Raw genomic sequence first — 26653 nt, 5'->3', positions numbered from 1 at the left:
TTATAATAGTTACATACTAAATTATAGTATGAAGTGGTACAGAAAAGAAAGAAAAAATATGTTTATCAATAAAAGTTTTATAAGGGGAAACTTTTATTGATATGAACATTTTAAAAAAGCGCTATTCTCCAGAAGAGAATAGCGCTATAGTTTACATTTGAATTTGCTCTACTTCTTCTATATGTGACTTTTGGGATGCGTGGTCAATATATTGAAATAGAAGCTGCAATTGTTTATCAACTTCTGGCAGTTCTTTACTGTATTGATAAGCGTGTAAAAAATGCTCAATACGCTTAGAAAATAATTGATCGTTCGTTTGAACCATGAGAACGAGTAATTTATCCCAATTACAGCAATACGTGTAATAGAGAGCTTTATCATAATCGTTATATGTTTGCACTGTGTACCCTCCTTACCGAGAGTTATATATAGTGTGTGATAAGTAAGGAGAAATACACTTGAAAGAATTTGTTAAGAAAAAAAGTGAATGAAAAAAACGAGGTGTGTCCTCGTTTTTTAAGCTTTTGGCATTGGCGTAGGTGTTGGTTTGCCATAGCCTTCTTTGTATTTATTATCGATATAGTTACGAATTTCAAGCGTTGTTTTTCCTTTTTGTTTCATGGAAGCAGATTCAACTGCGATTTCTAGGCAATTGACGCAAGTCGTTGCATGAGAATCCCAAACAACTTCACCATTCTTTTTAATTTCACGAATAAAACAATTTTTATTATTTTTATGTCCTACACTTTCACCGCAACCGCAGTAACATGGAATCCAATCTAATAGCTCTGCATTTTGTCCAACGACAGTGTAGATGTCTTTCATTTGTGGATCAAGCTTGTCTAGGAATGTAGGAAGTGTGTCGATTCCTTTTGTTTTCTCTTGAATGTCAGCTTGCTGAGTGTGCGATGCGTGGTCATGTTCCTCTTTTTTTGATTCAGAAGATTTTTGGTCATTTGTACCAGTACTTCCGCATCCAGCAAGAATTAAGCTTAGTACTGCAAGTAAAGAAAATACATATTTTTTCATTCGCTTGTCCCCTTTACAAATGTATTAATCAAATTGTATCAGAGATTACGGTGTATCGGTTGAAGATTTTTTCGACTGATTTTTGAAGCGCCATCTTAGCGAATGGAATAGAAATAAAATTGGGATATAAGCGTATACAATATATAAACCAGCTTGAGATAGTACTGTGTTTAATGTGTTTATACTTTCACGGTTTGTGAAAAGTAGAGAAATTGAAAATATGATAAAAATAAAGAACGGTAATGTAAATGTAAACGAAATATGAAAGGAACGCTTCATCGTTTGGCATGATGACCAAATAGTTAAGCAAAGGTTTGGCAAAATAATTAAAAACCAAATAAAAATAATAATGTATTCAAAGCGTTGAATAAAAGGGACCTTAATAATTTTTAACATTGTTAAAGTAGGCCAAATAGTACGGTTTAATTGTCCTTCGCTATAATACATAAAGGATACGATGGCTAAAATTACATAAATTAAAGTGCTAAAAGCAATTCCTGCATGGGCCCATCTCTTTAAAGATTTTCCTTTTTCAATAAATGGATAGAAGATAAGAATTGTTTCAAAGCCGAGAAACTCTAATGCAGATTGTTTTGCAGATATAAGCATGTCAGTAGGTGAATGTGTAAAAATAGGTAAAATATTACGGAAATGAGCGTATTTCATTGGATAGATTAAAAAGAATACAACGAAAATAGGAAGAATGACTCCCCAAAAGCATATTCCAGTCACAGAACGAAATCCACCTTTTATAATGTAGTAAGTCACTAATAAAAACATAAGGGTAAGTTTCCATAATTTAATGGTAGGAAAAATCCAAACTTGTATGACTTCCATATATGTACGAAGAACAGTAAGGCAGAATAATAAGCAATAAAGAGTGAAAATGACAGAAAATATAGAGCCAATCCATTTCCCGAAAGTTGTTGTATGAATGCTAATTAAATCTCCATCTTTTTCTAACATTTTTAACATACAAAACAGCACAATATGAGTTGCAATTCCCGCAATAATAAGAGAAATCCAGGCATCATAGCCAGCATTTTTTAAAATTACACGTTGATATCCTAGAATTCCTATTCCGATTTGAAGAGAATGCAACAAAATAAATGCAAAATATGGAGAGACAGTCTTTGTTTTATTCATTGTATGCATTGCTTATTTCACCTCACTATTCCCCGATTCCAGATTGAACAATGTTAATATCTAAATTTACATCAATGTCTATATTTTGATACATATTTCGAATTTGTTTTATATTCCATTTTCTCGTATGACTTCTAATTTCATCACGTATTCCTAAAGGATCAATTTCCTTTTCTTGAAATTGTTTTATTAACCCTTCACAGTCTTTTTCAACATTTCGCTCAATTTGTTTTTTTATATAATTGATATTTCTTTTTTTTCTTAAATCAATCCAAGTAGGAGAGTTTTTAATTAATCCATCTAATTTTAAATTGATTTTTACTTTTGGTATGTCACCAGTTTGATCTATATCATATTTACTTTTCCCAGCTAAATCTTGTATGACAACCATACCTTTATGTTTATTCTTTTTTATCGCTGCTTCGTAACGTCCATTTTTCGTAGGATTAATAAGTAATTTTGTTAAAACAGAATGTCTTTTATCTGTATACATGACCACTTTATCGTCTTTTAAGAAAGCAAGTCCTTTGACAACGACGGAATGATTAGCGTCCGTTTTAATATATGGGACATAGGCATCACATACAGAAGAATAGTAATTATATAAAAAAACGTTCAATGAGGTTTGTGGAATGTTCTCATTTCGTATATTTTGCTCAAGTAAATCAACAATGGATAATGAACCATTTTGTTTTCCGCGATTTAAAAGCTCTTCAGCTGATCCATCTACAATTGCTAGTTGTACATCACGCCCGATATTTGGATCACGTTGTAAGTTAGTAATAATTTCTCCCATTCCTCGTTCTCCTAGAGTTTTTCCGAATAGGACGACACGCATTTGACCTACAACAACATTGTGAGGAGATTTCGCATTTAATCGTGAAGCAATAGTTTCAAGTGAACGGGCAGATGTTGATTGGGTTTCTGGTTTAGACTTCACACCATGTGTATACTCTGGAAATAAGATAGTTCCTTGGAATCTTTTGTTTTTTTTGATGTCAAATCCAGCGACATGAATAATACGCTGCGTATCCACTATATACGTTTGTGTACAGCCAGTTTGTAGAAAAAAGAAGATCATGATAAGGTGCAATAAGGGTTTTTTCATTCACCATCACCATCACGTTTTTGCTTCGCTTTGCTTGGATTATAGCGCCATTTAGATTTTGGCCTAAGAAAAGAAGGTCTTTGTGCCGTTTGACTAAATGGTAATCTAAGAAAACCTTCTGCTGTACCTAAACCACGAAATGGATATAAAGGTAATAAATAAGGTGATCCAAGTGATTTTAATTTAATTAAATGAGCTAAAATAAATACAAATCCAACAATAAGCCCTAATCCTCCGAATGCGCCGGCTAAAAGAATAAGCGGAAAGCGTAACAAACGGATCGTAGAAGACATCTTTACAGTCGGTGTTGTGAAAGATGCAAGGGCAGATAAAGCAACTGCAATTAATAAAATCGTACTCGTTAAAGCTGCCTCAACGGATGCTTGACCAATTACAATTCCACCAACAATTCCAATCGTTTGCCCAACTTTTGTCGGTAAACGTGCTCCCGCTTCACGAAGCAATTCGATTGTAATTTCTAAGAAGAGTGCTTCTAGAATAGGCGGGAAAGGTACGTTCGCTCTCGAAAAAATAATAGGGCCTAATAAGTCGGCAGGAATCATTTGATAATGATAAGTTAAAGCCGCTGTATAAATAGCGGAGGAAAAAAGAGAAAATATAGCTCCGAAAAAACGAATAACACGAAAGAACGATCCAATCATCCACGGTAAATAATAGTCTTCTGGTGAAATGAAAAAATCTAGTAATGTTGTCGGTCCGGATAAAGCATAGGGGGAGCCATCTGTTAAAATTAAAACTTCCCCGCTAATTAATGCAAATATTGCTCGATCTAATCGTTCTGTAGGTAGTAGAACAGGAAAAGGTGAATTGCTATTATCACTAATAAATTGTTCAATCATAGTCGCATCAAATGGGACATCAAAATCAATATTTTCTAGTCTTTGTATTGCGATGTTGATAAATTGTTCATTTGTAACTCCTTCAATATAAGCAACTGCTACCTTCGTTTTTGACATAGATCCAACGATAATTTCTTTAAAAATGAGTTGCTCTGTTACGATATTTCGGCGTAATAAATGTATATTTGTATCAATATTCTCAACGAAACCAACTTTAGGACCGATTACACTATATTCATTTTCTGTATCGTTATATAACCGTTTTCCTAGAACAGTACTCTCTGCACGAATTAAAGCATATTGATTGGGATTCGAATTGTTTTTTAAACGTATTAATATATATCCACCTAATAATTTTTCGCGAATATCATCAATAGAAGGAGAGGTAATGATGTCTTCAATAGAGACAATATTATATAAATCAGAGATATTTTGAATGTGTTCTGCTTTCTTTTTTATAGGAGTTAAAATAAATTGTTTAATAATAAGTGCTTCCACGACAGATTTATAATAAAACAAGCATAATGTTTCATCTTCAAGTACGTTATAAGAGACAAAATCGCTAGATTCTTTCATGGTTTGTATAAATTCTGGAATAGAACAAATTGTTTTTGTGCTAGTATTTTTTGATTTCTTAGATGATAAACCGAACATTTTCTCACCCCTAACATATATCATTTCCTTGTGTTAGTTTTTGGGAAAGACGGGAATTTATACTTGAAAATTGAAAGTTCATAAAGAAAAGGAAGAGTATTGAAAAACTCTTCCTTTTTGGCGTATTAATTTGTTTTCTTTTCCTTAATAGACTTTACTAACTTAATCATTTCTGCTCGTATATCTTCTTTTTTTACGTTTAATTTTTCGGCAATTTGTTTCATATCCATTCCGTCTTTTTTCATTTTTAGCACATCATCAAGGGGAGTATTACTTTTTTGAGAGATGATTGTTAATACCGTGAGCTGACGTAATCCGATATTATATTCTTTCATTTTTTGTTTTAGCCCGTCTGGTGTAGATTTTTGCATATTTGCTAATTCTTGCAGTAGCGCCTTTTTCGTTTCTTTATTCATATGATGCTTTTTCAACTTACTTGGATCTACCCCGAAATGCTCAGCTGTTTTCTCCCAAGATTTATTTTGCTTATAGTAAGCTAAAACGTCCTTAATTTCTTTTTTACTCATTCTTGCAATGTGGGCAGCTTTCCAAATTTCATGTTTGTTATAGCCGAGTTTTTCGAGCGATTGCATTTCTTCTTCTGAAATTGGTTTATGATGATGAAATGTTACTTCTTTTGGCGTAGCAGCGAAAGTGGGGAAGACGGTTGCACCGAATAATAATGCTGCCATAGTCATACTTACTGCGATTTTTTTGTACATATAAACTCCTCCTAGATAGATAATGTGGAAAACTGTACACATATCATTTCCATAAAATGTGAAATACTTGTGAACAAATCAAGTTTTTTTATTCACAGTATGAAATGAAGTTTTTGGGAGTTTTCCAACATAAAACATTGATTAATAGTAAAAAACTAAGGTATAATCGAAATTGAAAATCAATATCAATAATAAACGTATACATATAGATAAAAATAAGGGAGAGAAAAATATGACTACATATACTTCCATCGCAAATGTGATTAAAGAAAGACGTTCTGTTCGTACATTTACAGATAAAGCAGTAGACAAAGAGTTATTAATTGAACTATTAAACGACGCAACGTGGGCACCGAATCATAAACATCGTGAACCATGGAATTGTAAATTATACATTGGAGAAGGTCGTCAGAAATTAGTAGATGCAGTATTAAACTCTTTCACAGAAGAAGAAAGAGCGAAACGCGGTAAAATTTTATCAGATCGTTTCTTAAGCACACCTGCACAAATCGTTGTGTATATAAATGAAGATCCTCGTCAGATTCAACGTGACGAAGATTACGCTGCAACATGCGCATTTATGCAAAACTTCCAACTTCTTGCTTGGGAACGTGGATTAGGTTGTGTTTGGAAATCAGGCGGATTAAACTACAATCCATTATTTATAGAAGGACTTGGTTTAACAAGAGGTCAACGCATCGTTGGAATTCTTCACCTTGGCTATTTCGATAAAGCACCAGAAGGAAAAGCTCGTACACCGATTACGGAGAAGATGGAGATTATTGAAGGTTAATAGATGAGACATTCTCGTTTTTACGGGGGTGTCTTTTTATTATGCAATCAATCCTCATGAAAGCTTGTTCTCAATCATACACTTTCTTAAGGGAAAGTGTAAGGAGGGAAAATAATGAGAGCAAGTGACGATAAAGCACTGCAATATGCGATTGCGGAAATTACGGAAATTGCGACTGGATTTGGGCTTGATTTTTATCCGATGCGTTATGAAATATGTCCAGCGGAAATTATTTATACATTTGGTGCATATGGGATGCCGACGCGGTTTTCACATTGGAGTTTTGGGAAACAGTTTTTCAGAATGAAATTACAATACGATTTAGGTCTTAGTAAAATATACGAACTCGTTATTAACTCTGATCCATGTTATGCCTTTTTATTAGATACGAACTCGTTAATTCAAAATAAATTAATCGTAGCGCACGTGTTAGCGCACTGTGATTTCTTTAAAAATAATATTCGTTTTTCAAATACGAAGCGAGATATGGTAGAAAGTATGTCAGCGACAGCTGAACGGGTGAAAGCATATGAGCATAAGTACGGAAAAGAAGAGGTAGAAACATTTTTAGATGCCGTACTTGCCATTCAAGAGCATATTGATCCGTCGCTCATGCGTCCAAAACTTGCATGGAGTATTGATGATTTAGAAGAGGAAGAAGTAGAAAAGAAAAAGGTATCGCAATACGATGATTTATGGAATTTAGATGATCGCAATAAAAAGAGGGAACGCTCCAATGTACGTAAAAAGAAGAAAATCCCACCACAACCAGAGAAAGACTTACTCCTCTTTATTGAAGAATATAGCCGTGAGCTAGAAGATTGGCAGCGGGACATATTAACGATGATGCGTGAGGAAATGTTATATTTCTGGCCACAGCTTGAAACGAAGATCATGAACGAAGGCTGGGCATCATACTGGCACCAACGCATACTTCGCGAAATGGACTTAACATCGGATGAAGCAATTGAATTTGCGAAATTAAATGCGGGCGTCGTTCAGCCATCCAAAACAAGCATTAATCCATACTACCTCGGTATTAAAATGTTTGAAGATATTGAGGAGCGCTACAACAACCCGACAGAAGAAATGAAGCGACGAGGTGTCAAACCAGGATCTGGTCGTGACAAAATCTTTGAAGTACGCGAAATCGAATGGGACGTATCGTTTTTAAGAAACTACTTAAATAAAGATCTCGTAATGAGAGAAGATATGTACTTATTCCAGCGTCAAGGAAAAGAATATAAAGTAATAGATAAAGAGTGGGAACATGTACGTGATCAGCTCGTAAATATGCGGACAAATGGTGGCTTCCCGTATTTAGTAGTAGAAGACGGGGACTACTTAAAGAATGGAGAATTGTACATTAAACATAGTTACGAAGGAATTGAGCTCGATTTAAAATACTTAGAAAAGGTATTGCCATATCTTCATCAGCTATGGGGAAGAACGGTGCATATGGAGTCGATTGTGGAGAGTAAGGGTGTTGTGTTTTCTTATGATGGGAAGATGGTGCATCGGAAGTATGTGTGATGAAAAGACCGGACATAGAATGCTATGTCCGGTCTTTTTTATTTGGAAAAAGGTAAAATATGCTATTCTTAAACAAAAGGGAGTTACATAGAGAAATGGAGCGATTCAAATGAGCAGAATAGGGGTATGCAAGGTGGATATTACGCCGCCTGTCGGTATTGATTTTGTCGGATACCATAGAGAGGCAGGAATAAATAATATTGAAGAGCATATTTATGGGACGGTTTTTGTATTTGAAAAAGATGAAATGAAAACTGTGTTTATAAGTATTGATAATATTGGGATGTTAGTAGAAGATACGAATATGATTCGTGAGCAAGTAGCGAGTGAACTTCATGTGCCGTTTGAGCGAATAACGGTTGTTTATACTCATACGCATTCCGGTCCAGAGACGGTCGGTGATAATCCGCTCGTACAGTCGTATAAAACGATTTTAGTAAATAATGTGGTGCACGGTGCGGTTACTGAGAATAAAAACTTGGAGCGATGTAAAGTTGGCTGGGGTGTTACGACAGGTGATATTGGAGTAAACCGAAGAGAGAGAACATCTGATGGAAGAGCAAAGATGGGAACAAATATAGATGGTGTTGTAGATAAACGTATTGGCATGTTAGCAATAAGAGATGCTGAAACGAAGGAGTTATCTGGGATTGTAGTATTTTGTACGGCCCATCCGAATGTTTTAAAAGGTGATAGTGATGTATTATCAGCAGATTATCCTGGAATGACGAGAGAGATTCTTGAGAAAATCGTAAACTGCCCTGTTATGATTGTGCAAGGTGCTGCTGGTAATGTGAATGCGAAGTATAGAGGTTCAAAGGAAGCGTTAAAACAAATGGCTTACACGCTTAGTGGACATGTATTAACGATGTTACCAACAGTTACATATAGTCCGATTGTAAATGTAAGAACAGTTTCGAGTACGATGCAAATGAAACTGCAGGATATCCCTGAAATTGATGAGATACGAAGCATGGCTCAATTAGCAGAGAAACAGTGGGGCGTGAATACGGATGAATGGCTTACTATCGTTTTAGAAAAATATAAGCAAGGTATTCGGCAGTTACGTATTGATTTAGAAGTGCAACTGTTTCAAATTAATGATGATATATTCTCTGGTATACCGATGGAACCTTTTTCAGAGACTGCGTTAGAAATGAAAGAGAGTCTTCAAAATGAACTAGCTTTCTTTGGTGGATATACGAACGGATATATTGGCTACTTACCAACGAAAGAAGAATTCGCATACGGTGGATATGAAGTGGAATTAAGCCCTGTAGTGTATGGACCGGTTACGAATTTATTGATGCCACTGGAGGAAAATACAGCGGAGCTGATTGTGAAGAAGGTTACGGGTTTATGTAATAAAGTAAACCTTTAATGAGACAGATTTTTGAACGCAGAGTAAAGAATATGACTAATTGTGTGATTTTGTTAAGTCAATGTAATTAATAATGATTATCATTGTTAATTACATTGACTTCTAAAAAAAGAAAAACTAGAATTTATAAAGGAATCTTCAATTGTTCGCTATCATTTGTATAGGAGGTAAGTTATGTTGGATAGCTTTATTTCTATAAGATGTAGGTTGGCTCTTTATAGTTTTGGTGTTCTTTTTATCTTTTTTTGTATAGTCTTTTTGGTGAATCAAAAGGTGTATGCAGAAGATGTACCATGGACATCGGTTTTAAATGAGGGAGAACGTGTACTTTTTCAAGAACACTCTTTGTATAGCAATGATCGAAGGGGAGAAAATCTTGTTTCGCTTTCATTTGAAGGGCGTAAACATGGTGGGGAAGGTTGGGGATACTTATTAAGAGACAGTAATTTTAATTATCCATTCTCGTACGGGTGTAACAATAACAGCTACCCATACAGTAGGAAGTAGTTCTTGGAATTCTGGAAACCGGGTGACAGACGATGTTTTTAATAATCTTAAAAAATGGTCTGAATAAATATAATAAGTTTATATGGATTTTATGTTGTATATTGGTCATTATCATAATGTCTAGTTCTATAGCAAATAATGAAAAGAAGTTTAGTAAGATTGTTAATTCTGTAACTTTTCACGTGAAAAATAAAGAAAAACAGCCAATAAAAGATTTTGAAATTATACTTATGAAAGACGAATCACCTGAGTCGAGTAAAGAAATTGGGATTTCAATAGGGAAAACGGATGAAGAAGGGAAAGTTATTTGGAAGAATGTGAGGAAGGGAAATTATATCGTATTTTTACCAAATAGTGAGACGCAAATAGTTAGGGTTAATGATAGAGATGAAACGAGAGTAATAAATATATTATTGTAGAAAACGAATCCATTTTGAAAAAGAATAATCAAAATGGATTCGTTTTTATATGGAGTTTTTGTTTACCAGACAGGTCGTATATTTGATGATAATTTTCCTGTATTTTCTTTCGTAACGAATGTTGTTAAATCTTCTTTGAGCATTTGCATTCGTTCAGCACCTATGTTTTCAATCCATTGTTGCTCTATTTCAGCTACTATTTTTTCTTTTGCCTTCAATACTGACAAACCACGTTCGGTTAAAACAATGATTTTCCCTCTTTTATCAGTAGGATGTGTTTTGCGTGTAACGTAGCCACTCTTCTCAAGAGAATCCACCATTTTACTTACAGCTTGTTTTGAAACCCCTAAATATTCAGCTAGTTCTATACCCGTTGCTCCGTTAGGTAGAATGCGTTTGAACATAAAACCATGTGCTGGCCTAATATCTTCAAATCCCAATTCATTTAATTTGTCATGTAGTTCAGTAATTAATGTGCTAAATGATAATGATAAAAGCGATGTAAGATCTAACTCGTTAAATGTTTGATCCATGTATATAACCTCCGCATTTGTAGTCAATTAAGTTGACTATATATGACACTTATTGTACTATGCATAATATAGTCAATCAAATTGACTATATTACATTGTAGAACAAATAATGATTTATATAATATACAATCAATGGAGGTTTCACATGGTTAATATCGTAAAAATTAGAGGGAGTGTATTTGCACCGTATGCATTGCTGAAGCCTATTAAGGATGCTGCAACAGGAAGAGTGTTTGAATACGCTGGAGATGCACGTGAATTTACACCGTACGCTGTAAATACAAAGCGTTCAAGATTGGAACAAGAAGTGATTGTTGATTTTTATAAAAGAGAAATTTTCACATATGCAGATGCTTGCATCGTTACTGTAAAAATTACAAATCCAGATGGCTCAATTGAGTATCAAAAGGGAGAAACAAGTACAGAAAACATCGCATGTACAAATATTGTATGGAGTGAAGATGAAGTTTCATTTGAAATGAGAGCAAGTGCAAGTAATCCGTTAAATGCGGCGGCACCCGCAGCTGATTATTTGTTGGCTATACGAGTTAATAAAAGTGGTACTTTGCATGTTGAAGGTGTACATGATGGTTTCCCTTGCTATGAATTTTATAAACAAGTAGATTTTGGTTTGTTTGAATCAATATATACACATGATTTCAGAGAAACAAATGATACTCCAGCAGCACTAGCTGGAGAAATGGAATATAACTTTAAAACGAAAATATAGCACCATTTTTATGAAGGAAGTAGCCAACATAAAAGAGAAAGGCTTTAATTATGTAGCTGAAATGGTGGATTTTTTATTAAATAATGCAGTATATAAAATTAGAATTATAGAGGTGTTTCTTATGACTAATATCGTAAAAATTAGAGCCAGTGTATTTATTCCAATGTCTTGGACTGAAGCCAAGAAGGATATGGAAACAGGACAAGTAATCCAATTTGAAGGTGATTCACGTGAATTTACACCACATGCGGTAAATACGATGCGCTCTAGAGTGGAGCAAGAGGTAGTAGTTGATTTTCATAAAGAAGAAGTGTTTTCATATGCGAATACGGGTATTACGACAGAGAAGATTACGAATCCAGATGGTTCGGTGAATAAAAGAACTGGAAAAGCGAGTACGGAAAATATTGTGTGTACTGATATCGTATGGAATTCCGGTGGTGTACAATTTAAAATGAGTGCGAGTGCAAGTAATCCATTAAATGTATATGCACCTCCTGTAGATTATGTATTAAATGTCTGTGTGAAAAAGGATGGTACTATCGATGTTCAAGGAGAGCATGATGGATTCCCTTGTTTTGAATTTTATAAGCAAGTAGATTTCGGTTCATTTGAAAAAATATATACACATGATTTTAGAGAAACTGGTGATACAGCTGCAGCACTAGGTGGAGAAATGGATTATAGTTTTAAAAAGAGTTTATAAGAAGTAAGATAATAATGCAGTGTAGTTGAGAAATGCAAAAGCCAATACAATCAGTGGCTTTTGCATTTTTACTATCCATTAGAAAGGTCCAAAAAACAAAACGCTTTACAATATACCCTTAAGGGTATATGATATTATACAAAGTTACAAAGTAATGTATAATATAGTTATAATTACGGAGGTGGTCTATAGTGGAATACAATCAAGATATGAAAAATAGATTAAAACGTATTGAAGGCCAAGTTCGTGGTGTGCTTCGTATGATGGAAGAAGGAAAAGATTGCCGAGAGGTTATTACACAGTTAACGGCATCTCGTTCTGCACTTGATCGTACAATTGGACTTGTTGTTGGAACAAATCTAGAGCAATGTTTACGTGAGCAGTTTGAAAGTGGTAATGGTTCAAATGAAGAGTTAATTAAAGAAGCTGTTCAATTACTTGTAAAAAGCCGATAATCTGTCAAACGTAAGAGTTGACAGATTTTCAAAAACATTTTAATATACCCCTACAGGTATATGTATATAAATTGTGGAGGAATCGACTATGAGTATAAAAGTGAATATGAGTTTAGATTGTAAAGGATTGGCTTGTCCGATGCCGATTGTGAAAACAAAGAAGGCGATGAAAGGATTGACGTCAGGGCAGGTGATTGAGATTGAGGCAACAGATAAAGGGTCTACAGTAGACATACAAAGCTGGGCGAATAAACTAGGACATCAATATATCGGGACGAAACAAGAGGGCGATGTTTTGAGACATTACGTTAGAAAAGCACATGAACATGAATTGAATGAAGTAGCGAAGTATCCTCATACAATTACGAATACGGAGTTGGAAGAGATATTATTAAGTGATGAAGAGTGTATTGTATTAGATGTTCGAGAAGCAGCGGAATTCGCTTTTGGTCATATACCATCGGCTATTTCCGTGCCGTTAGGAGAGTTAGACAGTGCAGCTTTAGATCAGACGAAGCAAATTTATGTTGTTTGCCGAACTGGTAACCGTAGTGATGTAGCTTGCCACATGTTGAAAGAGAAAGGTTATGTAAATGTGAAGAATGTCATTCCAGGCATGTTAGAGTGGCAAGGGAATATAAAGCATTAAAATTTTTCAAATAAAAATATACCTATGGGGGTAATTAAATGAATGTTAAACCGTTACAAGCGAAAGATGTTGCAGAGAAAGTTTTATTCGGAGAGTTGTTTATTTTAGATGTTCGTAATGAGGCGGATTATGAAGATTGGAAAATTGAAGGAAAAGAAGTTACTTCAATGAATGTGCCGTACTTTGATTTATTAGAGGGTGTAGATCATATTGCAAGTGAATTGCCTAAAGATAAAGATGTTTTAGTAGTATGTGCAAAAGAAGGGTCTTCTATATTTGTGGCAGAGCAGTTAACAGAGGCTGGGTTAGAAAATATTTATTATTTAGCTGGTGGTATGAAGGCTTGGAGTGAATATGTAAAGCCTATAAAAGTTGGAGATTTAAAAAATGGCGGAAGTATGTATCAGTTTAACCGCCTTGGAAAAGGTTGTTTATCTTATATAGTCGTTTCAAACGGTGAAGCAGCAGTTATTGATGCAGTAAGAACAGTTGAAGCGTATGAAGAATTTGCGAAAGAGCATGGTGTTACGATTACGAATGTAATGGATACGCATTTACATGCAGACCATATTTCTGGAGGACGTAAGCTAGCGGAAAAAATCGGTGGTACGTATTGGTTACCGCCAAAAGATGCGGAGGAAGTTGTTTTTTCATACGAACCGCTTGTTGAAGAATCTGTTATTACGGTGGGGGGTACTAAAATTGGAATTGACGCATTATACTCACCGGGGCATACGATTGGAAGTACATCATTTATTGTAGATGATTCTTATTTATTATCAGGCGATATTTTATTTGTGGATTCAATCGGGCGTCCAGATCTTGCTGGGAAGGCTGAAGATTGGGTAAGTGATTTACGTAATACTTTGTATAGCCGATATAAAGAGCTATCTCAAAATTTAGTTGTGTTACCAGCTCATTATTCAAAAGTAAGTGAAATGAACGAAAGTGGTATTGTTAGCGCAAAATTAAAAGATTTGTTTGCGAATAATGCAGGGTTAAATATTGAGGATGCGGTAGAGTTCCGTAAAACTGTAACAGAAAACTTACCACCTCAGCCAAATGCATATGAAGAAATCCGTCAAACCAATATGGGTAAAATTCACCTAAGTGTGGATAAAGAGCGTGAAATGGAGATTGGTCCAAATCGTTGTGCAGTGCACGAATAATGAAATAAATAAAAAATGGAGGAATAGATGATGAATGTAAAACAAGTATTAGATGCGACAGGTTTAGCATGTCCAATGCCGATTGTAAGAACGAAGAAAGCGATGGATACTTTACAAACGGGAGAAGTGTTAGAAGTACATGTAACGGATAAAGGGTCTATTAAGGATATTCCAGCATGGGCAAATAAAAGTGGTCATGACATTGTAAAGCATGTAGAAGAAGCCGATGTGCTGAAGTTTTGGATTAAGAAGGCGTAGTAGTTTTATAAATATAGAGAGGTTGGTTATATGAATACAATACTAAGTACGCTTTTCATTTTATTTGCTGTAGTAGTTGTTATGTCGCGTTTTTTACCAGTTAAAGGTGTTCAAAATATAAGTGGAAAACAATTAAAGAATATAGCGGGAAAAAAGGGGAAACAACTTATCGATGTTCGTACAGTAAGTGAATATAGAGGAAATCATATGAAAGGATTTCAAAATATCCCTTTAAATGAGTTAGCTAGTAGAGCAAGTCAGTTAGATAAAAATAAGGAAGTAATCGTTATTTGTCAGAGCGGGATGAGAAGTAAGCAAGCAGCAAAAGTATTAAAGAAATTAGGGTTTCAGCACGTTATCAATGTTTCAGGCGGGATGAATGGTTTGTGAGGAGGAAATGTAAAGTGAAAGAAATGACAGTAAAAGAATTGGAAGAAAAATTGTTACGTAAAGAAGAAGTAAATATCGTGGACGTACGTGAAGTAGAAGAAGTAGCTGAAGGGAAAATTCCAGAAGCGTGTAATATTCCACTAGGGCTGTTAGAATTTCGTATGCATGAGTTGGATAAAAAGAAAGAATATATTATCGTTTGTCGCTCTGGCGGGAGAAGTGCAAGAGCTGTTCAATTTTTAGAAGGTTACGGTTTTCGAGTGATTAATATGGTAGGTGGTATGTTAGCGTGGGAAGGGAAAGTAGAATAGGGTGAAACGATTTTTTATAACAATAAAAATACCCCTATAGGTAATTGGAGGGAAAACAACATGGAACAACAGAAGAAAACAACAATCGTTTTATTTAGCGGAGATTACGATAAAGCGATGGCTGCTTATATTATTGCAAATGGTGCAGCGGCGTATGATCAAGAGGTAACTATATTTCATACTTTTTGGGGATTAAATGCTTTAAGGAAAGATGAGCATGTGAAGGTAAAGAAAACTTTCATCGAAAAAGTATTTGGAAAGATGATGCCACGCGGTGCTGACAAGATGGGATTATCGAAAATGAATTTTGCCGGTATGGGGCCAAAGATGATTAAAGGTATTATGAAAAAACATAATGCGATGCCTTTACCAGATTTAATAGATTTGGCGAAAGAACAGGGGATTAAACTTGTAGCTTGTCAAATGACAGTAGATTTATTAGGGTTAAAAGAGGAAGAGATTATGGAAGGGGTAGAGTTTGCAGGAGTAGGAGCTTATTTAGCAGATGCTTCGGATGGGAATGTGAACTTATTCATTTAAATCACCTTCTTTTTAGAAGGCGGGGGATATAAGGTGAGTTTAGTCGTATTACTTTTTATAATTGGGTTTATAGGATCGTTTATATCAGGAATGGTTGGAATTGGCGGTGCGATTATTAATTATCCGATGATCTTATACATTCCGGTATTGCTAGGATTTACTGGCTATACTGCACATGAAGTAAGTGGTATTACAGCGGTGCAAGTATTCTTTGCAACTTTTGCAGGGGCATGGGCCTATCGGAAAAGTAATGAGATGGATAAAACGCTAGTTGTATATATGGGAGCTAGTATATTAATAGGAAGTTTCATAGGTAGTTTTGGTGCTAACATATTAGAGGAACATACGGTCAATGTTATTTATGCAGCTTTAGCAACAATAGCTGCTATTATGATGTTCGTACCGAAACGAAATAATGGTGATGAAGTAAAATATAATAAATGGTTAGCAAGTTTATTAGCATTTATTGTAGGCGGAGCATCAGGCATTATAGGTGCTGGAGGTTCGTTCCTTTTAGTTCCGATTATGCTAGTTATTTTAAAATTGCCGATACGTACAACGATAGCAACATCTATTGCTATTACGTTTATTTCTTCAGTAGGGATTACAACTGGAAAAGTAATAACTGGGCAAGTAGTTGTAATTCCAGCTCTTATTGTTGCGATTGCAAGTATCTTTGCTGCGCCGCTTGGGGCGCGAGTTGGGAAGAGGATCAATCAAAAAGCACTACAATATATGTTATCGATTTTGATTGTAGGAACTGCTGTTAAGATGTGGATTGATATGATATCGAAATAAAAGGATGGCGCTGCTTACAGCCCATCCTTTTATTTACGCCCAAATTACTTTCATTAAGTTTTTATATTCGTCATTTGCTAATTTATATAGCATTCTCGTATGTTCAAAGACAAGTGCTGGATTAAAGTTTGGTTCTGAGAATGCAAGAGATGTTGAAATGTCAATTGCATTTTGCTTGTTTAATGTGAATTTTGCAAATCGATAAGATGTGTTTAATTCATTAATAACATGCAAAATATCATTTGTTGCTGTTGCATCAGGTACGTGAGCAACATTGAAGCAGTATATATCTACAGTAGGATGTTCGTTTTGGAAAGCGGCGATCAGTTGAATTTTTGCACCAGCTTCTGTTTCTAATCCTACTGAAAAATGAACAGAACCATCATTTTCATCTATATTTTCTTCCATAAATATATCGTTTGACTTTAAGTAGTCTTTAAAATCTGAGATGTTATGTTTTACTGCAGCTTTCATATGTATGAGCCCCCTGATAATTGGAATAGATTGCTACTATTTATTATAATTTAAAAATATTAAAAAAGATAGTTAGAAAGTTCTGATTTTTGATTCTGATGGAATAAAAAGAAGCAGTACTCTACCTCCATAGAGAACTGCTTCTTTATTATTCATTGTCGTTAGACGATGTTTCTGTATCTTCATTGCTATTTTTATTTTTCACTTCATTGTTACTTGATTCGCGTTCACTTGAATTTTCAGACTTAGATTCTTTTGTTTTCTCTGTACTTGTTTTTTTCGAATCAGAGTCTGTTTTTGTATATGCAGGTAATCCAAGATGAGTACGAAGATCGTTTGTAACTTTTGCTAATTCTTTTTTATCTGGATTGTAGTAATACGTTCGGCCGCCACCAGCAGATTGGCTACAAGTATCATCACCTTTTGCCATGTAGCAGTCTTCACCTTGAATTTGTAATTTTTCAATTTCTGAATCCGATCCGTACTTATAGAATGAAAGCATATCATCGAATGTTAAGTTTGTAACGAATTGTCCGTTAATATCATCAATGATGTTACCAACTTTTGTTACAGATCCAACGCTTGTTAGTTTCTTTAAAATTGCTTCAATAACGAGCTGTTGACGTTGCCCACGCATTGCATCACTATCGATGTGGCGTGTTCTAGCAAGAGCAAGAGCTTCTTCACTATTTAGCTTTTGAACACCTTTCTTCAGGTGAATTGCATCAGCATTATCATTGCTATCTTGTTCCGTAAATTCAACTGGTACGTCAACTTCAATGCCGCCTAAATCGTCGACAATTTTCATAAATGATTTGAAGTTAAACTTTACAAAGTAATCAACAGGAACATTTAGTAATTTTTCAACTGCATCAATACTTGCTTGTGGTCCACCATCTTTTCCGTTTTTAGTAGAACCGTATGCATGAGCGTGTGTAATTTTATCTTTTTTCTTTTCCACTGGAATATACGTATATGTATCTCGTGGAATACTTAATAGTTTTACAGTTTTGCTATCTTTATTAAACGTTGCAAGTAATAGTGCATCCGTTCTTATAGCTTCACCATATTCTTTCCCACGGACATCGCTTTCATCGACACCCATTACTAAGACAGAGACATTGTTTGTAATAGGTTTTACAACTTTATCACGTAAATCAGATTTATCACCGCGTGCTAAATCGTGTGCGGCATTTCGAACAGCAGAAGATGCTTTATTTACTAAAAACCAAGTATAACCGCCACCTACTATTAAAAAGAATAGAATAACGCTTATAATAATTTTTGTTTTTTTCTTACTTTTTTTCGGTTTACTGCGTGTATTTTCTTGCAAAGATGGGTTTTGCTCCATTTCCTGTACTCCTTCATTTGGATTGAAATACGACACTCATATCCACTTATTATAATGAAATTTGACGAAAAAAAACATTACAAAACATTTACATTTCGTAAAAATTCAATTTATTTATAAAAAGTCAGATTTTTTATATTTTATTTTTGAGATGTAGAATAAGTATAAGTTGTTTTAGTGGAAATGAAAATATGTATTGTGAGAAAGTAATAGAGAAGTAAGATTTGTTGAAATATAGCCATGAAGAAATGAGTAGGTTTAATTATTTCTTCTATATAATAAAGAAGAAATTTACGGATAAAGGAGAGGGCATAATGAATCATACATCATTCCGAGCAATCGTTGTGAACGAAACAGAAAATAAGCAGTTTGTAAGAAACGTTGTAGAGAGAGAAGTAAGTAGTTTACCTGAGGGAGACGTATTAATACAGGTTCATTATTCTTCATTAAATTATAAAGATGCTCTTTCAGCTACAGGTAATAAAGGTGTTACGAGAACATATCCTCATACGCCAGGAATTGATGCAGCAGGAGTGATTGTGAGTAGTGAAGATGCTACCATTAAGGTAGGAGATAAAGTCATTGTAACGGGATATGATTTAGGGATGAATACTTCTGGTGGTTTTGGAGAATATATTCGCGTGCCGGCATCTTGGATTGTCCCTTTACCAGAGGGAATGTCATTAAAGGAAAGTATGATGTACGGGACGGCAGGTTTTACAGCCGCTTTATCAGTATATAAGCTTATTAGAGCAGGAGTAACGCCTAGTATGGGCGATGTTTTAGTAACGGGTGCTACAGGCGGTGTAGGAAGTGTAGCTGTTAGTATTTTAAGTAAGTTAGGGTTTAGCGTAGTAGGAGCGACAGGAAAAATGGAAGAGGAACAGATGCTATTACGTCTAGGAGCGAAAAAAGTGATGCATCGCGCGGAATTGAATGATGAATCAGGAAGACCAATGTTAAAAGGAATATACGCCGGGGTTATCGATACTGTAGGTGGACATATGTTAGAAACAGCTTTAAAAACGGTAAAGTATGGCGGGTGCGTAACGACATGCGGTAATGTGGCAGGCCAGCAAGTACAAACAACGGTATATCCGTTTATTTTACGAGGTATCAGCCTGTTAGGGATAGATTCAGTGCAATGCCCAGTGGATGTGAGAAGAGATGTGTGGACGCTCCTAGCCAATGAATGGGGAAATAAAGAGTTGCGATCTTATACAGAAGAATGTGCATTAGAAGAATTAGATGAGAAGTTTACACTTATATTGCAAGGAAAGTTAAAAGGAAGAACGGTTGTAAATATGAAATGAAAAAAGAGACGCTCACGTTAGCGTCTCTTTCTTATTATAATGATTGTTTTAAATTGATTTTACCTTGTTCACCTAAAACACCATCAGCGATATTTACAGCGTGATCGCCAATACGCTCTAAGTTACTTACCATATCAACGAAGATGATACTTGCATCACCTGAACAGCTACGTTCGTTCAGACGTAATACGTGACGTTTACGAAGAACACGTTCCATTTGATCGATTTTACGTTCTTTTGCAATAACAGTTTGAGCTAGTTCAGTATCGAAGTTTGTTAAAGCTTCAACTGCGTCTTGTAATGTTGAAATCGTTAATTCAAGCATTTCATTTAGTTCAGTTAGTGCCTCGTCTGATAGGGAAACACGGTTTGAGATTTGGAAATCTACAAGTTCTACAAGGTTTTCTACATGATCACCGACACGTTCAATATCTCCAACAACACCTGCTAGAACTGAATGCTTCTCAGAGTCTGTCGGTGAAAGTGGTTTTTCTGATAGTAAAACTAAATACTCGGTAATCTTTTTATCTAAATTGTTAATAGCTCCTTCTAATTGAGTAGCCATGTCAGCGTGTTTTTTATCTTGTGTGTTTAAAAATTGGTTTGCTTCTTTCAATCCATGTAATGAAAACTCAGCCATACGAATAATTTCTTTTTGTGCTTCTGTTAAAGCAATAGCTGGAGATTGTTCAATAAAGATTGGATTTAAATGTTGCGGTTTGAAATCAATAGCAGCATCTTCACCACGAATAATTTTCGTTACAATCCATGCTAATACAGCGATGAATGGGAACTGAATGATTGTATTCGTTACGTTAAATGTTCCGTGTGCAAATGCAATTGTCATTTCTGGATTTAAGTTTAATGACGTTTGGAAATATTGAATTAAATTTGTAAAAGGTATTAATAAAATCGTAAAGATGATTGTACCGACAATATTAAAGATAACGTGAACCAATGCTGCACGTCTTGCAGCAATTGAAGTACCGATTGCTGCTAATACTGCTGTAATTGTTGTACCGATATTATCACCGAATAATACAGGAAGGGCAGCTTGTAAATCGATTGCACCTTGACCGAATAGTTCTTGTAAAATACCGATTGTTGCACTTGAACTTTGTACAATTAAAGTGAAGACTGTACCAACAACAATACCTAAAATTGGATTATCACTCATGCTAACTGTTAATTCTTGGAATGACTCTAAAGAACGAAGAGGCTTCATACCGGTGCTCATTAGTTCTAAACCGAAGAATAACATACCAAAACCGAATATAACTTGACCTAAAGAATGTACTTTTTTATTTTTAAAGAAGAATAGTAAGATAGCTCCAACTGCCATAATTGGAAGAGCATATTCTCCGATTTTAATTCCGATAATAAATGCAGTAACTGTCGTACCGATGTTCGCACCCATAATAACACCGATTGCTTGTCTTAATGTCATAAATCCAGCACTTACGAGTCCGACTGTTAAAGCGGTTGTTCCTGAACTTGATTGGATTAATACAGTAACTAACATACCTGCTAGTACACCCATTAGTGGGTTTGTTGTAAAGCGATCTAGAATATCGCGAAGACGATCTCCAGCAGCTTGTTGCAGTCCATCGCCCATGTATTTAATCCCGAATAAGAAAATACCTAATCCACCAATGAACTGGAAGATCATATCTTGAACATTATATTCCACGCATTCCACTCCTTAAATTTCATGTACGATGTAATTATTAACTGAACCTTGAGGCACTGTAAACGGTTTATCCGTAAAATTTACACTAAATTTACAAAGGGAAGAAAAGTTTACAATTCCTTAAAGAAATGGCTGTATTTTATTGGTTTTTATCTTGTATAAATCTTAATTTTGTAAAGAAATCACACTTTTTAGAATAGTATTGTTCGGTTGAATATGAAGGAAAGCGTCTGCGAGTTCATCGTATATTTTTTGATGAAAGTTAAAAAAATATGTAGGAAAATGCATGTAGTTTTATAACATCAAAAATACGAAAAAAAGCCACTGAAATTATCCAGCAGCTTTTTCTCTGTTTTTATTTCCATGCTTTTGTTTTTTTACACTTGTGATGTAAATGAACAGGAAAGCAATAAGTAGTAGAGAGGAATAACGATATACAGTTGCGTAGTTTGTAAAATGTGCAATGAATCCAAAAATAATTGCGCCAGCACCAATTCCTAGGTCAAATGCTGAGAAGAATGTAGCTGTTGCAACTCCTCGGCGGTGAGGTGCTACTCGGTCGATCATCCATGCTTGTAGAGCAGGTTGAATCGCTCCAAATCCACTTCCGTAGCATGCTGCCGCAATAATTAAACTTGGAATTGTAGTTGTATACGACAATAAAATAATACCTATAAACGTAATAATAACTCCTGGAATAATAACGAATGTATGACCTTTCGCATCATATAATTTTCCAGAAAACGGCCGAGTGACGGCGATTGCAAGTGCATTAAATAAGAAGAAGAGGCTTATATCAGCAATTCCGACTTCCGTAGCAAATAATGTAATAAAGCTCCCGATTCCTCCGTACATTAATGTAATACATAATATTAATAATGAAGGAAGTAAAGCTTTACGTTCAATAAATCCATCAAGGAAGGTACCAGATGTTTGCTGTGGTGATTGCGGCGATTTTTTGATTTGAAGTAGTTTCGTTAATATTAATGAAACAATTGTACAGGAAAGTGCACATAAAAAAAGAATCGTGAAGTTATATGTTTGCATAAGCCAAAGTCCGATAAGTGGACCGAGCGCCATTGCAATCGTTCCAGAAAGACCGAAATATCCCATGCCTTCACCACGGCGAGCTTGCGGAATTAAATCTGAAACGACAGTTCCATATGTAGTCGTTGTAATACCAAAACCAGCTCCGTGTAAAATTCGAACGGCAAGCAATAGGAAAACAGTTGAAGCGAAAAGGTAACTACCCATAGCGAGTAAACAAATAGCAGTACCGATCATTAAAATGATTTTTTTGCTAAATTTTTGCAAGGCATTTCCAGTTAGCGGTCTAACAAAAAGTGCCGCAACAGTAAACATGCCGACAACGAATCCGATATTGGAACTTGTACCTCCAATTTCTTTCACATAAACGGGTAAAGTAGGAATTAACATTTGAAATCCTAAAAACATACATAAGTTTGCTAGAATTAGCGCGACAAATTCTTTCGTCCATAACGGTTCTCGTTTTACGAGTATTGCTTCTCCCATGTATTCATCCCCTATATAAAAAATTTCTCTTTTCTTTCGAGTATATGTATTGGCCAATGTAACAGTCAAGGAAGGTGCCTTGAAAACGTACAACAATTTTCGAGGTAAAAAACTGACAAATTTGTGTAAAAGCTACACAACTATGAAAAAAAGTTGTAAAGTATAGATGTATAGACTTGTAGTTGTTATGAATGATAGAAATTATTTTTTCTTTAAAGAAAGCGGATTCAAAAAGTAGTGAATGAGAAGGGGATATATACTTTTTCACTACATATATTTGAAAAGGTTTACAAAACAATGAAGAAAGAGGCGTGTACATATGAGACGATTAGGTATTTCTATTTATCCAGAACATTCAACAGTAGAGAAAGATAAGGAATATTTAACATTAGCAAGTAAATACGGATTTACACGTGTATTCACATGCTTATTGTCTGTAGATGGAGAAAAAGAGAAAATTATAGAAGAGTTTAAAGAAACGATCTCTCATGCAAATGCATTAGGGTTCCAAGTATTAGTTGATATTAGTCCAGCTGTTTTTGAACAACTAGGTATTTCGTATAATGATTTATCATTCTTCCATGAACTAGGTGCGTACGGTATTCGTTTAGATGTTGGTTTCTCAGGATTAGAAGAATCAATTATGACTTACAATCCGTATGGCTTAAAAATTGAGATTAATATGAGTAACGGTACGAAGTATGTAGATAATATTATGAGCCATAGACCAAATCGTGAAAATTTAATTGGTTGCCATAATTTTTATCCGCATCGTTATTCTGGATTATCATACGATCATTTCATTACATGCTCGAAACAATTTAAAGATTACGGTATGAGAACGGCTGCTTTTATTTCATCATTTGATGCAACATATGGACCTTGGCCCGTAACAGAAGGATTATGTACGTTAGAACAGCATCGTGAACTACCAATGACAACACAGGCGAAGCATTTATTTGCGACAGAATTAATTGATGATGTTATTATTGCGAACGCTTATGCATCAGAAGAAGAATTACAAGCACTAGGTGCATTAAATAAAGAGAAACAAACGTTTGATATAGAGTTATATGATACAACGACAGAATTAGAAAGAATTATCGTATTAGACGAACCTCATTTTTATCGCGGGGATGTATCTGAATATATGATTCGTTCGACACAAAGCCGTGTCAAATATAAAAAAGAAGAGTTTAAACCTCATAATACACGTGAAATTAAGCGTGGTGATCTTTTAATTGATAATGAGCAATATGGCCAATATAAAGGTGAATTGCAAATTGCATTAAAAGATATGGTGAATACAGGAAAAACAAATGTAGTTGGTCGAATTGTAGAAGAAGAGATTTTCTTACTAGACTATTTACAAGCATGGGATAAATTCGGATTTACATTAAAGAAATAGATAAATTAAAAAAGGAAAAAACTACTGACCTCAGCAGCTTTTTCCTTTTTATATATAAATTGCGAGAGGAAGAGCTATGACAAAGGTGCATCAGCGATTAGTTTCTATTTTAGAGGAGTTTTTAGAAGAGAAATCGATGTTAAATCGAGCTTTTTTAGCGAGCCGTTTACATGTATCAACGAAGACGATTCAAAAAGATATAAAATTATTAAATGATATATTGGAAGAAAACGGAGCGAAAATTGAATCACAGCGAGGGACTGGATACGAACTAGAAATTATACAAACAAAGCAGTTTGAAGAGTTTTGCGTGAGTCTATTTCAAAAACAGACAGAAAAAATCCCAACTTCTTATGAAGAAAGGGTAGCGTACATTCTGCAACGTATTTTAACGACTGAGGGATATGTGAAGCTTTCACAGTTAGCAGAGGAGATTTATGTAAGTAAATCGACTGTAAATTTAATTATGAAAGATGTGACAGATATATGTGGTCGCTATCAATTACAAATTGAAAAGAGACCATATTATGGTATACGTATTGTGGGAGAGGAGTTTCATATTCGTTCTTGTTTATCACAATACGGTTTACCGCGTTATGATCATACTCCGTTTCATGAGCAATTTGAGCAGAATGATACATACTTATTGTTACCTCATATACCGCTTATCCGTTCGGTTATATTAAAGTATATCGAAGGAGGAACGATATATTTATCAGATATAGAAATTGATAATTTAGTCATTCATATTGCAATTGCATTAAAGCGTTGTGAAGATCAACATTATATGAAAGGAATACATGTAGAGCAAGCTGAACTTATAATAAAGAAAGAATATACAATTGCGAAAGAGATTTTAGGGGATTTAGAGAAAGAGTTGCATCTTTCATTTCCAGAAGAAGAAGTTTTATATGTGACGATGCATTTATTAAGTACTGCTGTTACAACGAAAGATCATTATGAAAATGTGGAAGAACTATTAGGAAAAGATCTATATGCATTTATGCAACATATTCTTTTTAAAGTAGCGGAAGAACGGAATCTTATTTTTTATTATGATGAAGAATTATTATTTGGGTTTGGTGTGCATTTAAAAACGTTATTAAACCGTTTGAAGTATAAGTTAAATACGAGAAATCCTCTTTTGGCAGAAGTGAAAAAGAATTATCCGTATGCTTTTGAAATTGCGGTTCTCGTTGGAGATATAATTGGTGAATACACGGGAGAATCGATTCCGGAAAGTGAAATTGGTTATATTGCGATTCACTTCGGCGGAGCGATGAGTCGTTTACAGGAACAGAATCAAAAGAAAAGATGTTTATTAGTTTGTGCGACTGGTCAAGGAAGTGCTCAACTATTGAAATATAAAATTCTATCACAGTTTCGAGATAAATTAGAGATTGTAGGGATTACAGGTTATTATCAATTGAAAGTAGAAGATCTTTACAAAGAAAAGATAGATTGTATTATTAGTACGATTCATATACCAAGTGGTTTACCTGTGCCTGTTATAAAAGTAAACTCAATATTTGATGATAAAGAGATTAAGTCAATTGGTCAACAGTTATTTACGCATGTGAATAATAGTGTGCAGCAATATATGAAGGAAGATTTAATCTTTTTAAATCACAGTGCTTCTACAAAGGAAGAGGTTATCCAATTTTTATGTGAGAAAGCTGCTGAGAAAAATTATGTACCAGAAAGCTTTTATGACTCTGTTATGGAAAGAGAGAATACATCCCCTACAGCGGTTGGGAATTTAGTTGCGATTCCACATCCGATGCAGTTATTAAGTGAGAAAACATTTTTGATGTTTTGTACACTTGATAAAGCGGTTGACTGGGGAGATAAGAAAGTACAAGTTATTATTTTATTTAGTGTAAAGCGCAATAATAATGAAGATTTACAAAAGCTTTATGATTTTTTATATGATATTATGTCTAATCAAAACACGATAGAGAAATTAGCTCAGGCTGAAGTGGTTGAAGATTTTCAAGAGATATTATTATCGTTATAAGAGAAGTATATAAAAACTTCCGTTACACAACGGAAGTTTTTTATGTTTAATTGTATGCGTTTTCATAATAAGATAACAATATAGAAAAAAGATGGTTTGGGGGAATTTAAAATGACTGATATGCAAACTCCATTTGCGTTAATTTTACATGGTGGCAACGCGAGAAGCGCGTCACT

The 26653-nt window shown here is 34.7% G+C and carries 28 protein-coding genes and 2 pseudogenes; 19 read left to right on the top strand and 11 right to left on the bottom strand.

All coding sequences use genetic code 11. The features are described from left to right. Positions 1 to 151: 151 nt before the first annotated feature. The 6 genes from MR079_RS12695 to MR079_RS12670 form a co-directional block, all read right to left on the bottom strand. A complete protein-coding gene (locus MR079_RS12695; RefSeq protein ID WP_001195458.1) occupies positions 152 to 400 on the bottom strand; it encodes a YhdB family protein in 249 nt (82 codons plus the stop codon). 116 nt (positions 401 to 516) lie between these two features. Next, positions 517 to 1029, bottom strand: coding sequence for a PCYCGC domain-containing protein (locus MR079_RS12690; protein WP_242294079.1), 513 nt, complete (start codon positions 1027 to 1029; stop codon positions 517 to 519). A 45-nt stretch (positions 1030 to 1074) separates the two neighbouring features. After that, a complete protein-coding gene (locus MR079_RS12685) occupies positions 1075 to 2184 on the bottom strand; it encodes a GerAB/ArcD/ProY family transporter (RefSeq protein ID WP_000557314.1) in 1110 nt (369 codons plus the stop codon). A gap of 16 nt (positions 2185 to 2200) precedes the next feature. Continuing rightward, positions 2201 to 3283 (bottom strand): Ger(x)C family spore germination protein, encoded by a 1083-nt coding sequence (locus MR079_RS12680; RefSeq protein WP_242294078.1) that lies wholly within the window; start codon positions 3281 to 3283, stop codon positions 2201 to 2203. Beyond that, positions 3280 to 4797 (bottom strand): spore germination protein, encoded by a 1518-nt coding sequence (locus MR079_RS12675; RefSeq protein WP_242294077.1) that lies wholly within the window; start codon positions 4795 to 4797, stop codon positions 3280 to 3282. Before MR079_RS12675 ends, MR079_RS12680 begins: the two co-directional genes overlap by 4 nt. Before the next feature lie 125 nt (positions 4798 to 4922). Further along, a complete protein-coding gene (locus tag MR079_RS12670; protein WP_242294076.1) occupies positions 4923 to 5519 on the bottom strand; it encodes a hypothetical protein in 597 nt (198 codons plus the stop codon). Positions 5520 to 5751: 232 nt separating this feature from the next. Between MR079_RS12670 and MR079_RS12665 the strand changes: the two genes are divergently transcribed. The 5 genes and pseudogenes from MR079_RS12665 (at position 5752) to MR079_RS12645 (ending at position 10152) form a co-directional block, all read left to right on the top strand. Continuing rightward, positions 5752 to 6312, top strand: coding sequence for a nitroreductase family protein (locus MR079_RS12665; protein WP_000214810.1), 561 nt, complete (start codon positions 5752 to 5754; stop codon positions 6310 to 6312). 114 nt (positions 6313 to 6426) lie between these two features. After that, positions 6427 to 7845, top strand: a complete 1419-nt coding sequence (gene spoVR, locus MR079_RS12660; protein WP_139868998.1) for a stage V sporulation protein SpoVR — start codon at positions 6427 to 6429, stop codon at positions 7843 to 7845. A 109-nt stretch (positions 7846 to 7954) separates the two neighbouring features. Beyond that, on the top strand, positions 7955 to 9226 hold the full coding sequence (locus tag MR079_RS12655; protein WP_242294075.1) for a neutral/alkaline non-lysosomal ceramidase N-terminal domain-containing protein: 1272 nt from the start codon (positions 7955 to 7957) through the stop codon (positions 9224 to 9226). Positions 9227 to 9400: 174 nt separating this feature from the next. After that, positions 9401 to 9685 (top strand): annotated as a pseudogene (locus MR079_RS12650) (hypothetical protein); the annotation flags it as partial. 80 nt (positions 9686 to 9765) lie between these two features. Further along, positions 9766 to 10152 (top strand): DUF2606 family protein, encoded by a 387-nt coding sequence (locus MR079_RS12645; RefSeq protein WP_139868996.1) that lies wholly within the window; start codon positions 9766 to 9768, stop codon positions 10150 to 10152. A 62-nt stretch (positions 10153 to 10214) separates the two neighbouring features. On the opposite strand, the gene MR079_RS12640 is transcribed toward MR079_RS12645, so the two are convergent. Continuing rightward, entirely contained in the window at positions 10215 to 10685 is a 471-nt protein-coding gene (locus tag MR079_RS12640) for a MarR family winged helix-turn-helix transcriptional regulator (RefSeq protein WP_000372889.1), read from the bottom strand. Between the two features lie 145 nt (positions 10686 to 10830). Here MR079_RS12640 and MR079_RS12635 point away from each other — a divergent pair, with 145 nt between their 5' ends. The 10 genes from MR079_RS12635 to MR079_RS12590 all read left to right on the top strand — a co-directional run bounded on the left by MR079_RS12635 (position 10831) and on the right by MR079_RS12590 (position 16691). Then, entirely contained in the window at positions 10831 to 11415 is a 585-nt protein-coding gene (locus MR079_RS12635) for a DUF3238 domain-containing protein (protein ID WP_242294073.1), read from the top strand. Between the two features lie 121 nt (positions 11416 to 11536). Next, complete coding sequence (locus MR079_RS12630; protein WP_139868994.1) at positions 11537 to 12121, top strand: DUF3238 domain-containing protein; 585 nt, start codon at positions 11537 to 11539, stop codon at positions 12119 to 12121. A 191-nt stretch (positions 12122 to 12312) separates the two neighbouring features. Next, on the top strand, positions 12313 to 12576 hold the full coding sequence (locus MR079_RS12625) for a metal-sensitive transcriptional regulator (protein WP_000456206.1): 264 nt from the start codon (positions 12313 to 12315) through the stop codon (positions 12574 to 12576). Between the two features lie 88 nt (positions 12577 to 12664). After that, complete coding sequence (locus MR079_RS12620; RefSeq protein WP_242294072.1) at positions 12665 to 13225, top strand: sulfurtransferase TusA family protein; 561 nt, start codon at positions 12665 to 12667, stop codon at positions 13223 to 13225. A 38-nt stretch (positions 13226 to 13263) separates the two neighbouring features. After that, positions 13264 to 14394: an MBL fold metallo-hydrolase gene (locus MR079_RS12615; RefSeq protein WP_242294071.1), complete on the top strand. Its 1131-nt coding sequence runs from the start codon at positions 13264 to 13266 to the stop codon at positions 14392 to 14394. A gap of 27 nt (positions 14395 to 14421) precedes the next feature. After that, positions 14422 to 14652 carry a sulfurtransferase TusA family protein gene (locus tag MR079_RS12610; RefSeq protein ID WP_139868991.1) on the top strand — a complete coding sequence of 77 codons (231 nt, stop codon included), beginning with the start codon at positions 14422 to 14424 and terminating at the stop codon, positions 14650 to 14652. Positions 14653 to 14682: 30 nt separating this feature from the next. Further along, positions 14683 to 15042: a rhodanese-like domain-containing protein gene (locus MR079_RS12605; RefSeq protein ID WP_242294070.1), complete on the top strand. Its 360-nt coding sequence runs from the start codon at positions 14683 to 14685 to the stop codon at positions 15040 to 15042. A gap of 14 nt (positions 15043 to 15056) precedes the next feature. Beyond that, positions 15057 to 15353 (top strand): rhodanese-like domain-containing protein, encoded by a 297-nt coding sequence (locus MR079_RS12600; protein ID WP_242294069.1) that lies wholly within the window; start codon positions 15057 to 15059, stop codon positions 15351 to 15353. Positions 15354 to 15413: 60 nt separating this feature from the next. Further along, entirely contained in the window at positions 15414 to 15893 is a 480-nt protein-coding gene (locus tag MR079_RS12595; RefSeq protein ID WP_000437728.1) for a DsrE/DsrF/DrsH-like family protein, read from the top strand. Between the two features lie 33 nt (positions 15894 to 15926). Further along, positions 15927 to 16691, top strand: coding sequence for a sulfite exporter TauE/SafE family protein (locus MR079_RS12590; RefSeq protein WP_242294068.1), 765 nt, complete (start codon positions 15927 to 15929; stop codon positions 16689 to 16691). A 33-nt stretch (positions 16692 to 16724) separates the two neighbouring features. Here the strand turns inward: MR079_RS12590 and MR079_RS12585 are convergent, their stop codons facing one another. After that, entirely contained in the window at positions 16725 to 17165 is a 441-nt protein-coding gene (locus MR079_RS12585; RefSeq protein WP_101168581.1) for a YbjN domain-containing protein, read from the bottom strand. 148 nt (positions 17166 to 17313) lie between these two features. Next, positions 17314 to 18516: an LCP family protein gene (locus MR079_RS12580; RefSeq protein ID WP_016716532.1), complete on the bottom strand. Its 1203-nt coding sequence runs from the start codon at positions 18514 to 18516 to the stop codon at positions 17314 to 17316. Between the two features lie 314 nt (positions 18517 to 18830). On the opposite strand from MR079_RS12580, the gene MR079_RS12575 reads away from it, so the two are divergent. Beyond that, a complete protein-coding gene (locus MR079_RS12575) occupies positions 18831 to 19829 on the top strand; it encodes a YhdH/YhfP family quinone oxidoreductase (RefSeq protein ID WP_242294067.1) in 999 nt (332 codons plus the stop codon). Between the two features lie 34 nt (positions 19830 to 19863). Here MR079_RS12575 and MR079_RS12570 read toward each other — a convergent pair whose 3' ends face one another. Together MR079_RS12570 and MR079_RS12565 are read right to left on the bottom strand one after the other, a co-directional pair. After that, positions 19864 to 21519 carry a Na/Pi cotransporter family protein gene (locus MR079_RS12570; protein ID WP_242269653.1) on the bottom strand — a complete coding sequence of 552 codons (1656 nt, stop codon included), beginning with the start codon at positions 21517 to 21519 and terminating at the stop codon, positions 19864 to 19866. Between the two features lie 330 nt (positions 21520 to 21849). Next, on the bottom strand, positions 21850 to 23052 hold the full coding sequence (locus MR079_RS12565; protein ID WP_016716534.1) for an MFS transporter: 1203 nt from the start codon (positions 23050 to 23052) through the stop codon (positions 21850 to 21852). Positions 23053 to 23371: 319 nt separating this feature from the next. Between MR079_RS12565 and MR079_RS12560 the strand changes: the two genes are divergently transcribed. The 3 genes and pseudogenes from MR079_RS12560 to MR079_RS12550 form a co-directional block, all read left to right on the top strand. Next, a complete protein-coding gene (locus tag MR079_RS12560; RefSeq protein WP_001253342.1) occupies positions 23372 to 24460 on the top strand; it encodes a DUF871 domain-containing protein in 1089 nt (362 codons plus the stop codon). Between the two features lie 76 nt (positions 24461 to 24536). Next, a complete protein-coding gene (locus tag MR079_RS12555; protein WP_242294066.1) occupies positions 24537 to 26477 on the top strand; it encodes a BglG family transcription antiterminator in 1941 nt (646 codons plus the stop codon). 111 nt (positions 26478 to 26588) lie between these two features. Next, a pseudogene (locus MR079_RS12550) lies at positions 26589 to 26653 on the top strand (PTS lactose/cellobiose transporter subunit IIA); the annotation flags it as partial.

Origin of the sequence: Bacillus cereus group sp. BfR-BA-01381, from assembly GCF_022663555.1 — a bacterium.
Lineage (GTDB): Bacteria > Bacillota > Bacilli > Bacillales > Bacillaceae_G > Bacillus_A > Bacillus_A pacificus.
The sequence above is the reverse complement of the archived record's forward strand: the minus strand, read 5'-3'. Positions and strand labels throughout refer to the sequence as shown.